Below are 11,967 nucleotides of genomic sequence, written 5' to 3'. Positions count from 1 at the left end.
GCGCGTCACGCGTGCTGCGCGTCATGCTCCACGTGCCCGGCGGGTTCGAGCTGGAACGTCGAATGGTCGACGTCGAAGTGGTCGGCGAGGCATCCCCGAAGCGACGCGAGGATCCGTGCGGCGCGTCCGTCGGCCATCGCTGCGTCCTCGACGACGACGTGCGCGCTGAACACCGGCGCACCGCGCGTGAGCTGCCACACGTGCACGTCGTGCACGTCCACGACCCCGTCGGCCTCGCGGAGGTGGCGCCGAATCTCCGCCACCTGCACCCCCACCGGGGCGCTTTCGGTCAGGACGGCCATGACCTCGCGCAGCAGTCCGATCGCGCGCGGCACGATGAGGATCGCGATGAACAGCGACGCGACGGCATCCGCTTGCGCCCATCCGGTCGTGACGATGACGACGGCAGCCACGATCACCGCGGCCGACCCGACGAGATCACCGAGCACCTCGAGATACGCGCCCCGGACGTTGATGTTGCGCTTCTGCGCCCGGCTCAGCAGCCACATCGACACGGCGTTGGCGACGAGCCCTCCGACGGCGACGACGAGCATGAGACCGCCCTGCACCTCGGGAGCTTCCGGCCGCAGCAACCGTTGCACGGCCTCGACCGCGACCCAGACGCTCAGCGCGATCAGGACGACGCCGTTCACCAGGGCCCCGAGGACCTCGGCGCGCTGGTACCCGAAGGTGCGCCGGTCGTCCGCGGGACGCGCGGCGATCGCCGTGGCGATGAGCGCGACGACGAGGGCCGCGGCGTCGGTGAACATGTGCGCGGCATCGGCCAGCAGAGCGAGAGACCCGGTGAGGATCGCACCCACGATCTGCACGACCATGACCACCGTCGTCAGGCTCAACGCCGTGGCGAGCAGGCGCCGATGACCGACGTCCCGGATGCCGCGGACGGGCGCGTGGTCGTGCATGAGCCCAGGCTACGACCGCGAAGCGACCGGAAACCCCGGTCGGAGCAACTCGGGAATGAGACCGGATATCGCTTCCGCGGTCACCGGGATCCCTCGCACGGCGCCGACGTCAGAGGGTTCGCAGGAGCGGGACCAGGTTGCGGAAAGCCCGCGCGCGATGGGAATGCGTGTTCTTCTCCTCCGCGGACCACTCGCCCACCGTCCGCTCGGCGGCCGCGTCCTGCCCGTCGGGAATGAAGATCGGGTCGTATCCGAATCCCCCGGGCCCGGCCGGGGCGGCCGCGAGGCGGCCGGGCCACCGGCCCTCGACGGTGTCCTCGGTGCCGTCGGGACGCACGAGCGCGATGACGGAGACGAACTGGGCCGTACGGTGCGGGTCGGCAACATCCGAGAGCTGGTCGAGCAGGAGCTCGAGGTTCGCCGTCGCATCCTTGCGGTGCCCTGCCCAATACGCCGAGAACACCCCGGGGGATCCCCCGAGCACGTCCACGGCGATACCGGAGTCGTCGGCGAGCGCCGGAAGCCCCGTGTGGGCAGCGGCCGCGCGCGCCTTGATCAGCGCGTTCGCGGCGAAGGTCACGCCGTCTTCGACCGGCTCGGGGCCGTCGTAGCCGACGACCTCGAGGTCGGGGCGGGTGGCGGCGACGATCGCCTGGAACTCCTCGACCTTGTGCGGGTTGTGCGTGGCCAAAACGACGCGTGGCATGTCAGTCGCTCAGCGCCGCGGTCTGCAGGTCCCTCAGCTGCGCGCAGCCGTTCACGCCGAGCTCGAGCAGCTGGTCGAGCTCGCGCTTGTCGAACGGCGCGCCCTCGGCGGTGCCCTGCACCTCCACGAACAGCCCGCGGCCGGTGACCACGACGTTCATGTCGGTCTCGGCGCGCACGTCCTCGACGTAGGCGAGGTCGAGCATCGGGGTGCCGTCGATGATGCCGACCGAGACGGCCGACACCGAGTCGATGAGCACCTCGGAGCGCTGCGCGATGAACTTCTTCTGCCGCCCCCAGGCGATGGCATCCGCGAGGGCGACGTACGCACCCGTGATCGCCGCGGTTCGGGTGCCGCCGTCGGCCTGCAGAACGTCGCAGTCGATGACGATGGTGTTCTCTCCGAGCGCCTTGGTGTCGACGACCGCGCGCAGAGCCCGGCCGATGAGACGCGAGATCTCGTGCGTCCGCCCGCCGACTTTGCCCTTGATGCTCTCGCGGTCGTTGCGGCTGTTGGTCGCTCGCGGCAGCATCGCGTACTCGGCCGTGACCCATCCCTTGCCCTTGCCGGTGAGCCAGCGAGGAACGCCGTTGGTGAACGACGCGGTGCACAGCACCTTGGTGCCGCCGAAGGTGATGAGCGCCGAGCCTTCCGCGTGCGCCGACCACCCCCGCTCGATCGTGACGGGACGCAGCTCGTCGACGGCGCGGCCGTCGGTGCGGGTGTCGGTCATGGTCCTCCTCGGGACGGATGGGATGCCGCGGCTCACCGCGGCAGATCGATGGCGCCGGTCTGCACCAGCTGGACTTCGCGGACCTCGCGGCCCATCAGACGGTGGGCCAGCCGCAGGAAATCGTCGGCGGAGTCGCCCGTGGCCTCGTAACGGTGGGCGGTGACGGCATCCGGGCCGGCGAGCAGATCGCCGGAGACGAGCTGGCGGTACACGTCTTTCGCGGTCTCGCTGTCGCTGGAGACCAGACTCACTTCGGGACCCATGACGTAGCTGATGGCGCCCTCGAGGAACGGATAGTGCGTGCAGCCGAGCACGAGCGTGTCGACACCGGCCTCACGCAGCGGGGCGAGGTACTCCTCCGCGACCGCGAGGACCTCGGGCGAGTCGGTGACCCCCGCTTCGACGAACTCGACGAACCGCGGGCACGCCTGCGCGAATACCGTGAGGCGCTCGTTGACCTCGAGCATGTCCTGGTACGCGCGTGACCCGATCGTGCCGGCGGTGCCGATGACACCGATCCGCCCGTTGCGCGTCGTCGACATCGCCGTTCGGACCGCCGGCCCGATGACCTCGACGACCGGGACGTCGTACCGCTCGCGGGCGTCGCGCAGCATGGCCGCCGACGCGGTGTTGCAGGCGATGACGAGCATCTTCACGCCCTGGTCGACGAGCGTGTCGAGGACCTCGAGCGCGTAGCGCCGCACGTCGGCGATGGGTTTCGGGCCGTACGGCGAGCGGGCCGTGTCGCCGATGTACAGGATCGACTCCCGCGGAAGCTGCGCCGACACCGCACGGGCGACGGTGAGCCCGCCGACTCCCGAGTCGAAGATCCCGATCGGCGCGTCGTTCATAGGCATCCAGCCTACCGGTGGGCCCGGCGCGGCCCCGCGACCCGTTCTCGATGCACGCCGTGGGGCGGTGCGCTCCCTCGCTGTCAACGCGTCCGGGCGACACCACCCCGTCGCAATAGGCTGGCGAAATGACGCGCAGCACGGCCCTGCACACCGATCGCTACGAACTCACGATGCTCGATGCCGGGCTCCGCGACGGCACGGCGCATCGCCGATGCGTGTTCGAAGTGTTCGGACGGCGCCTCTCCGGCGGCCGCCGCTTCGGCGTCGTCGCGGGCACCGGGCGGCTCCTGGACGCCATCCGCGACTTCCGATTCGGCGACGAGGAGCTGCGGTTCCTGCGCGACAACCGGATCGTGGATGCCACCACCCTCGACTTCCTCGCCGGATACCGCTTCACGGGCTCGATCAGCGGCTATCGCGAGGGCGAGATCTACTTCCCGGGCTCGCCGTTGCTGACGATCGAGGGAACCTTCGCGGAAGCCGTCGTGCTGGAGACCCTCGCGCTCAGCGTTCTCAACTTCGATTCCGCCGTCGCCACCGCCGCGGCGCGGATGAGTGTGGCCGCGGGCGACCGTCCCTTGGCGGAAATGGGGTCGCGTCGTGCGAGCGAGGAGGCCGCCGTCGCTGCCGCGCGCGCCGCCTACATCGCGGGCTTCGCGGCGACGAGCAACCTCGAGGCGGGGCGTCGCTGGGGCGTGCCGACCATGGGCACCGCGGCACACGCCTGGACGCTGCTGCACGACAGCGAAGAGGCGGCGTTCCGCTCGCAGATCGACGCCCTGGGAACCGACACGACCCTCCTGATCGACACGTACGACATCCGCGAGGGCGTCCGCACGGCCATCCGGGTGGCGGGAACGGGGCTGGGCGGTGTTCGCATCGACTCGGGCGACCTCCCCATCGTCGCCGGTGAGGTGCGCGCGCTCCTCGACGAGCTCGGCGCCACGGACACGCGCATCACCGTGACCAGCGATCTCGACGAGTACGCCATCGCCGCCCTCGCGGCCTCCCCCGTCGACAGCTACGGCGTGGGAACTTCGGTGGTCACCGGTTCGGGCGCACCCACCGCCGGCCTCGTGTTCAAGCTGGTCGCCCGCGCCGCGGAGGACGGGTCATGGGTGCCGGTGGCGAAGGCCTCGGCGCAGAAAGCGTCGCACGGCGGTCGAAAGGCGGCGTTCCGCACGCTCGACAGCGGGACGGCGACCAGCGAGCTCATCGCCGTCAGCGACGGATTCGAAGAACTCGCCACCGCCGCGCAGTTCCCCGGCGCCCGGCCACTGCAGGTGCCGTTGGTCGTCGATGGGGAACCGGATGCCGCGGCGCTCGGGCCCGCAGGCGTCGCGACGGCCCGGGCGCATCACGCGCGCGTTCGCGAGGAACTGCCCGTGCGGGCGCTCGCCCTCAGCAAGTCCGAACCCGCGTTGCCCACCGAGTACCGCGAGCTCTGACGGACACCAGCGGGAGGCGGGCCGAGGATCAGCGGGACGCGCCCATCCGGTTGATCAGCCGTTGAGCGATTCGTAGATCTCTTTGCACTGCGGGCACACCGGGAACTTCTCGGGGTCGCGGCCCGGCGTCCACTTCTTGCCGCACAGGGCACGCACCGGCTTGCCCGTGATGGCCGACTCGAGGATCTTGTCCTTCTTCACGTAGTGCGAGAAACGCTCGTGATCACCCGGCTCGATGTTCTCCTCGCGGATGAGCTCTTCGAGCTCACGATCCAGGGTCGCGAGACCCCCGCTGTCGGGTCGGTCGAGAGGCGTGCTCATGGTCTGCCAGTGTAGCCGCGGACCGCAGCCTCGGGACGGTTCGCACCGTCCGTGGCCGGCTTACCGCGATGCGCGCCCTGTCACGTCGCTTCGGCGAACTCCATCAGACGTGTGCCGCGGCGTTCGAACTCGACGGCCCCGACGGCGACTCCGACGAGGAAGACGAGCGCTCCCGCACCGAGCCCCATCCACAGGGCGAGGAAAGCGTCGGCCGCATCCGAGGTGATCGCCTGCCAGGCGAACCATAGCGCCGGCGCCGCCGCCACCACGGATCCCGCCATGACGAGGCCCTGCGCCATGACGCCGCCGCTGCCGGTGCGCTGAGGCTGCTGGAACGGGCTGTCGCCCGGCCGCGATACGGCGTACGGAGCAACGACCGAGGCGATGCTGGACAGTCCCAGTCCCGACAGGAAAAGCGCCGCGCAGACGCCGACGAGCGCGGGCGCGAACGACCAGCGTCCGTGCACTGCGACGGCGAGCGGAACCGCGATAGCGAGAAGGGGAAGGGCGATGAGGACGACGGGAACGAGCCGTCCGAGCCGATCGGACACACCGCGTACGCCGCTGGCGATGTGCATCCACAGGGCCGTCGAGTCGTACGCGAGATCGTTGTGGGGCAACCACCCGAGGAAGAGGGCGATGATCGGGGCCGGCAGCAGCACCGCGAGCTCTATTGGGACGCCGGCGACGATCAGCGGCAGCATGCAGAACACCGCGGCGATCGGCACCACGAGGACGTTCACGATGTACCGGCGATCACGCAGCCAATAGGACAGGCTGCGTGCGGCGACAGCGCCGCCGGGGCTCCCGGGCAGGATCGCGAACCAGCCGAGGCCGGCTCGCTCGCGCACCGTCACCGGGCGCGGCGTGGTCGTGAGCAACCGTTTCACGAGCCCGAACCACGCCAGGGCGAGCAGGCCCACGGTCACGAGGGCGACGACGACGCTGCCGGCGGCGGCTCCTGCGCTCGGCGCCAACGCAATGCTCCATGCGGCCCCGACGGGCGTCCACGCGAGGACTTCCGCAGCCCCCACGAGCTGAGTGGGGACGACGCCGCGCCACTCCAGCGACCCCAGGAAGATGCCGACGGGAACGACGACGACGAGCACAGCGATCAAGTAGACCCCGATCAGCTCCCGGGATTGCCGGGGGCGGCGCACCAGGGCGCCCAACGCCATGCTGACCCGCGCCAGCAGAACGCACGTGACCACGCCGAGAACGATCGACACCACGCTCGCGAACACCGCCGCACCCTGCGCGACCCACGCGACCGCCAGCGTGATCGCCAGAACCAGCACGACGAGGACGGGCACGCTGAGGAGCCCGGCCAGCAGGAGCGCCGCGGCGAGCGGGCGAGGCTCGGGCCCGACCACGGCGAACCGACGCGGGTCGAGGGGGTCGATGGATGCCGTGATCGGAGGGGCGAGCGCGAAGCCGAGCGTGACCGCCGAACCCGCGAGCACCGTGACCACAGCCGTCGTCAGACGATCCGAGTCCGCCAGGGCGGCCAGGTTGATGGATGCGAACACGGTCGCCGCGATCAGCACGAACAGCCCGACGGCGCGCCGCACCACGTGCTCCCGGTCCCCTCGGAGGGCACCGAGCATCATCGCCAGTCTCAGGCGGAGAACGTGTGCAACCACTCGAGTCCCTCCACATCGCCCAGACCGCCCGAGAGCTCGAGGAAACGCTGCTCGAGCGTCGACTCTCCGCGCACCTCGTCGATGGTGCCCTCCGCGAGCACCTGTCCCGAGACGATGACGGCGACGCGCGAACACACGCGCTCGACGAGCTCCATGCCGTGACTGGAGAGGATCACGGTGCCGCCGTGGTCGACGTAAGCGCGCAGGATGTCGAGGATCACCGCGCTGGACACGGGGTCGACCGCTTCGAACGGCTCGTCGAGCACGAGGAGACGCGGCGAGTGGATCATCGCACCGGCGAGCATGACCTTCTTCGTCATTCCCGCGGAGTAGTCCGACACCGGACGACCGAGCGCATCCACGAGGTCGAACGCCCGAGCCAGATCGGCGGCGCGGCTCTCGACGACGGGGGCGGGAAGGCCGCGCAGCGCCCCGTAGTACGACAGGAGCTGACGACCGGTCAGGCGGTCGAAGGTCCGGAGCCGGTCGGGCAGCACACCGATCATCTTCTTCGCCACGCGCGACTGACGCGCAGCGTCGACCCCGTTGATCTCGACCGTCCCCGCATCCGAGCGCAGAAGACCCGCGATGATCGACAGGGTCGTGGTCTTGCCGGCCCCGTTCGGCCCCACCAACCCGTAGAACGAGCCCGCCGGGACGGTCAGGTCGACGCCGTCCACGGCGCGAAGCTCCCCGAACGTCTTCGTGACGTTGCGCAGGCTCAGCGCCGGAACGTCGGTGTCGTCTGCCGCCGCCTTGTCCACGGCGTGGTCGACGGTGGTCGCCCCCGCGTCATCGGTCGACGCCTCGCGCGGATCACCGTCGGCGGACGCCTCGGAATCCGGTACCGCAGCCGCGGCGGACGCTTCGACCGCCACGTCCGCCGGGGTGGGGTCTTCCGTCGTAGCGGGGTGGCCGTGGTACTCGCTGTCGACGGCGTCCTGACGCGATGCGGGCACATCGGCCGATGCCTCGGCCCCCAGCGACCCGTCCTCCGCGCGCTCGTCGACCTCCGATCCCACCTCGTCGAGCTCGGTCTCCCCGGGCTCAGGTTCAACGGGTTCGGCTTCCGCGGGTTCAGCGTTCGCGGGTTCAGCGTTCGCGGGTTCAGCGTCCCCGGGTTCAGCGTCTGCGACGTCGACGTCAACGGGTTCGGCAGCCGCGCGCGCAGCCTCGACGGCTTCGGCATCCGCGACTTCGGGCGCGACGAGGTCGGCATCCCTCTCGGGTATGGATTCACCGACGCTCCGCGGACTCTGTTCTCCTGTGGTCTCGGCCACCTCCACCGGCGGCTCTTCGACGGCGACATCAGAGGGGGTGGGATCGGCGATCGGCGACGGCGCGGCGGCATCGTCGCCACCACCGGCCGACGCGGGCACCGGCGCGTCGACGACGGCGGACACCGGCGCCTCGGTCTCGGCGGGCGCTTCATCCGACGCCTCCGCCGGGACGGGAAGCGGCGGACGCGGAGGCACGACCAGGTCGGTGGGGAGCGGGGGCGGAGGCCCGGGCACGACCGGCGTCGTCTCGGCCTCGATGGGTTCGACCGGCGGCGTGTTCGCCCCGGCGGTGCGCGGCGTCGCCGGCTTCTTGGCGGCCGTCGCCCGCGGCGTCGCGGGTTTCTTCGCTGCACCAGTCCGCGGGGTCGCGGGTTTCTTCGCCGCGGTGGAACGCGGCGTCGCCGGCTTCTTCTCGCCCGATGCCCGAGGGGTCGCAGGCTTCTTCTCACCCGACGCACGCGAGGCGGCCGGCGTCTTTTCGGCCGTGGCGCGCGGGGTCGTGGGTTTCTTGGCCGACGCGGCGCGTGGGCTACGCGGTGCGGATGTCGTCGCGGCCTTCCGGGGCGACGCGGATTGCGCCTTCTGCTCATCGCCCGTGTCGGCATCCGAGTCCGCATTCATGGGCGACCCAGACGTCGCCGATGTTCCGGCGGGCCGGCGGGGTGTGCGCGGCGCGGTCGTGCGGGGCTTCGGGCCAAGATCGACGTCGGGGCTCGCCCCATCGTCCTCCGACCGGGGGGAGGCGGACTCAGGGGGCTGCGGCAGCGACGCTGTCATCGCCCCAAACTATCAAGCTGTCCCGACACCGACCGCGGCCCGGCTGCCCGACGACGGAATCAGCTGTCATCACGAATGCGCAACGACCAGGGCGAATCATGCACCTTCTCAGCTCATTTGGCTAGCATGAATTCGACACGAAGGCGTGACTTTCCGGTAAACCGGAAATGACAACTCATCCCCCAGGAGCCTGCCTTGACCGTTCAGATCGTCATCCTCGCTGCGGGCATGGGCTCGCGACTCGGCCGGAGCCTGCCCAAACCGCTCACCGTCCTCGCCGATGGCCGCAGCATCATGCAGCAGCAGCACGACAACATCTTCGCCGCATTCGGACGCGAGGCCCGAATCACGACGGTCGTCGGCTATCGCGCCGAGACCATCGTCGATGCGTTCCCGCGCGTCGACTACGTCTACAACGACCGGTACGACCAGACGAACACGTCGAAGAGCCTGCTGCGCGCGCTCGCTGCAACCGGGCGCGGCGGCGTTCTGTGGCTGAACGGTGACGTCGTGTTCGACCCGCGCGTTCTCGGGCGTGCCGTCGAGCTCGTCGAGGCCGATCGTTCGTTCGTCACCGTCAACACGGCGAAGGTCAGCGACGAAGAGGTGAAGTACACCGTCGACGCCGAGGGATTCGTGAAGGACCTCTCGAAGGTCGTCGTCGGCGGGCTCGGCGAAGCCGTCGGCATCAACTACATCTCCTCGCGCGACAAGAAGACGCTCCAGCGTCACCTCCAGCGCGTCGACGATCAGGACTACTTCGAGCGCGGCATCGAGCTCGCCATCGCCCACGACGGGATGCGGGTCGAACCGCTCGACATCTCCGACCTCTACGCGGTCGAGGTGGACTTCGCCGAGGACCTCGAGCGCGCCAACCTCTTCGTCTGATCGCCCTCGTTCGTCAAGGCCCCGGTGCCGGCGATATCGCGCGGCAGGATGGTCTCATGGCTGAGAAGGTGCATCGCATCCATTCCCTGCCCGGCGACTCTCCCTGGAAGGGGGGACTCCCGCCGGCAGGGTCGGAGGAGCATCCCCGGACGATCCGCATGCTCGACCGGGTTCTCTCCGTGCAGAGACCTGCGGTGCTCGCCCACCTCCGCAGCATCCGCCTTCGGCACCCGGATGCCTCGCCCCAAGAGATCCTGACGATTCTCGAACGCCGCTACCTCGCCGCCGTCACCACCGGTGGCGCAGCGGTGGGCGCCACTGCCGTGGTTCCCGGGATCGGCACGGGGGTCACGCTGGCGCTAAGCGGGGTCGAGACACTCGGCTTCCTGGAGGCGACCGCGCTGTTCGCGCAGTCCGTGGCCGAGGTGCATGGGGTCGCGGTGGACGACCCCGACCGGGCACGTGCGCTCGTGCTCACCCTCATGCTCGGGAAAGAGGGCGTCGACCTCGTCGCCCAACTCGCGGCGCAGGCCGCCGGCCGGGGCACCACCCGTTCCAATTACTGGGGCGAACTGGTCACCAAGACGCTGCCCCGCGCGGCAGTGGGACCCCTGGTCGACCGCCTGAAGACGTCGTTCACGCGTCAGTTCGTCGCCCGTGGCGGTGCGTCGTGGGTCGGAAAGGCACTCCCCTTCGGCGTGGGAGCGGTCGTCGGCGGCGCGGGCAACCACATCCTCGGCCGCCGCGTCTTGGTCAATTCCCGTCGCGCTTTCGGCGCGCCACCGGTGATCCTGCCGACGGATATCGAACCGCGCCCCGGAGCAGAGCGGCTCGAACGACGCGCCGCCGGTGGCGTACAGCGGGTCGGCGGGGCGATCGTCGGCGCCGTCGGTTCGGCGTCGCGCCGGACGGGATCGGTCGCGCGCAAGGCACTTCCTCGCCGCAAGGGCCGAGACGACGACGAGGCGCTGCCGCCCGAGGCATCCTGATCCCATCTCATCGACGCCGCTCGCGCGCAAGACCCGCGCACGGCGTCCGCGATCGCGTTAGCCTCGCCCCATGCGCGACCTTCTCGATCTCCTGACCGTGTGGATGCCGCGACAGCGCTGGTACGGCACGAAGGGCCGCGACCCCCTGCTGACGTTGGTCGCCGATTGGGAGCTCGATTCCCCCGCCACCCGGATACTCCTGGTCCGGGACGACGCGGCCAGTCCCCCTGTGACCTACCAGATCCCGGTGTCGCAGCGCGAGCCCGAGCACGTACTTCCTGGAAGTCTCATCGGCCCGGCCGCCGACGGACGGGTGTGGTCGGATGCCACAACGGACCCGGCGTTCACCGACCTGCTGTTCCGGCTGGTCTGCACCGGTGAAGGCGGAGCAGATACGCATCCCGACCTCGTCGGCATCCCGCTCGCCCCCTCCCCCGCGGCGACGGAGTCGCCCGTTCCCGCACGGGTGCTGAGCGGCGAGCAGTCGAACACCTCGATCATCTTCCGGCCCGACGGGGCTCCCCCGGTGATCTGCAAGCTGTTCCGCCCCGTCAACGCGGGCATCAACCCTGACGTCGAGCTACAGTCGGCACTCGCAGCCGGCGGCGCGACGTTCGTGCCTGCAGCCATCGGCGAGCTGCGCGGCACGTGGACTGCTGCGGACGGCGCACCGGTGACCGGATCGCTCGCCTTCGCGCAGGAGTTCTTCGAGGGTGTCGAAGACGCTTGGCGCGTCGCCCTGCAGTCGGCCACGGCGGGTGAAGACTTCAGCGCCGCCGCGCGCGCCCTCGGTGAGAGCGTCGCACGCATGCACGTCGCTCTTGCCGCAGCCTTCCCCACGGTGGCGCCCGACGCATCCGTGCGCGACGCCGTGGCCGCGGCGTGGCAGCGCCGTCTCGCGATCGCGCTGACCGAGGTTCCCTCGCTCGCCCCCTTCGCGGAACGCATCCGCGAGGTGTATGCCACCGCCGCCGCGGCCGAGTGGCCGCCGCTCCAGCGCGTCCACGGCGACCTGCACCTCGGCCAGGTCTTGTACACGCCGGCGAATGGCTGGGTCCTCCTCGACTTCGAGGGCGAGCCGCTGCGTCCGATCACCGAGCGCCGCAACCCCGACCTCGCCGTGCGCGACGTGGCCGGCATGCTGCGGTCGTTCGACTACGTCTCCGGCGCGGTGGCCGACGATGACGGCGCCGCAGTGCGCGCCTGGGTCATCGCGGCGCAGCAGGCGTTCCTCGACGGGTATGCCACGACCGTCGGTGTCGCGAACACGGCACCCGAGGCGCTGCTGGCTGCCTTCGAGTTGGACAAGGCCGTCTACGAGGCGATCTACGAGACGCGCAATCGTCCCGATTGGGTGGGGATCCCGCTCGCTGCCATCGGCCGCTTGGCCCCCCTCGCGGACTGA

General features: G+C 70.4%; 11 protein-coding genes. 4 read left to right on the top strand and 7 right to left on the bottom strand.

Going from position 1 to position 11,967, the window contains the following annotated elements:
* Positions 1-5 precede the first annotated feature (5 nt).
* The 4 genes from MHY30_RS00990 to murI form a co-directional block, all read right to left on the bottom strand.
* On the bottom strand, positions 6-923 hold the full coding sequence (locus MHY30_RS00990) for a cation diffusion facilitator family transporter (protein ID WP_239274196.1): 918 nt from the start codon (positions 921-923) through the stop codon (positions 6-8).
* A 109-nt stretch (positions 924-1,032) separates the two neighbouring features.
* Positions 1,033-1,629, bottom strand: a complete 597-nt coding sequence (gene rdgB, locus MHY30_RS00985; protein WP_239274183.1) for an RdgB/HAM1 family non-canonical purine NTP pyrophosphatase — start codon at positions 1,627-1,629, stop codon at positions 1,033-1,035.
* Between the two features lies 1 nt (position 1,630).
* Complete coding sequence (gene rph / locus MHY30_RS00980) at positions 1,631-2,362, bottom strand: ribonuclease PH (protein ID WP_239274052.1); 732 nt, start codon at positions 2,360-2,362, stop codon at positions 1,631-1,633.
* Between the two features lie 32 nt (positions 2,363-2,394).
* Positions 2,395-3,213: a glutamate racemase gene (gene murI, locus MHY30_RS00975; RefSeq protein ID WP_239274050.1), complete on the bottom strand. Its 819-nt coding sequence runs from the start codon at positions 3,211-3,213 to the stop codon at positions 2,395-2,397.
* 128 nt (positions 3,214-3,341) lie between these two features.
* Between murI and MHY30_RS00970 the strand changes: the two genes are divergently transcribed.
* Positions 3,342-4,664 carry a nicotinate phosphoribosyltransferase gene (locus MHY30_RS00970; protein WP_239274033.1) on the top strand — a complete coding sequence of 441 codons (1,323 nt, stop codon included), beginning with the start codon at positions 3,342-3,344 and terminating at the stop codon, positions 4,662-4,664.
* 54 nt (positions 4,665-4,718) lie between these two features.
* Here the strand turns inward: MHY30_RS00970 and MHY30_RS00965 are convergent, their stop codons facing one another.
* From MHY30_RS00965 to MHY30_RS15265, 3 genes are all read right to left on the bottom strand, one after another.
* Positions 4,719-4,985 (bottom strand): DUF3039 domain-containing protein, encoded by a 267-nt coding sequence (locus tag MHY30_RS00965; protein WP_239274031.1) that lies wholly within the window; start codon positions 4,983-4,985, stop codon positions 4,719-4,721.
* 80 nt (positions 4,986-5,065) lie between these two features.
* Complete coding sequence (locus tag MHY30_RS00960) at positions 5,066-6,592, bottom strand: hypothetical protein (protein WP_239274030.1); 1,527 nt, start codon at positions 6,590-6,592, stop codon at positions 5,066-5,068.
* Between the two features lie 11 nt (positions 6,593-6,603).
* Positions 6,604-8,529, bottom strand: a complete 1,926-nt coding sequence (locus tag MHY30_RS15265; protein ID WP_308192639.1) for an ATP-binding cassette domain-containing protein — start codon at positions 8,527-8,529, stop codon at positions 6,604-6,606.
* Positions 8,530-8,880: 351 nt separating this feature from the next.
* Here MHY30_RS15265 and MHY30_RS00950 point away from each other — a divergent pair, with 351 nt between their 5' ends.
* The 3 genes from MHY30_RS00950 (at position 8,881) to MHY30_RS00940 (ending at position 11,967) form a co-directional block, all read left to right on the top strand.
* Positions 8,881-9,573: an NTP transferase domain-containing protein gene (locus MHY30_RS00950; protein WP_239274029.1), complete on the top strand. Its 693-nt coding sequence runs from the start codon at positions 8,881-8,883 to the stop codon at positions 9,571-9,573.
* Between the two features lie 56 nt (positions 9,574-9,629).
* A complete protein-coding gene (locus MHY30_RS00945) occupies positions 9,630-10,562 on the top strand; it encodes a hypothetical protein (RefSeq protein ID WP_239274027.1) in 933 nt (310 codons plus the stop codon).
* A gap of 70 nt (positions 10,563-10,632) precedes the next feature.
* The gene (locus tag MHY30_RS00940) at positions 10,633-11,967 is read left to right on the top strand and encodes a phosphotransferase (protein WP_239274017.1); all 1,335 of its coding nucleotides are present in this window, start codon (positions 10,633-10,635) and stop codon (positions 11,965-11,967) included.

The sequence above is a fragment of the Microbacterium sp. ACRRU genome (genome assembly GCF_022346945.1).
GTDB classification, from domain to species: domain Bacteria; phylum Actinomycetota; class Actinomycetes; order Actinomycetales; family Microbacteriaceae; genus Microbacterium; species Microbacterium mcarthurae.
The sequence above is the reverse complement of the archived record's forward strand: the minus strand, read 5'-3'. Positions and strand labels throughout refer to the sequence as shown.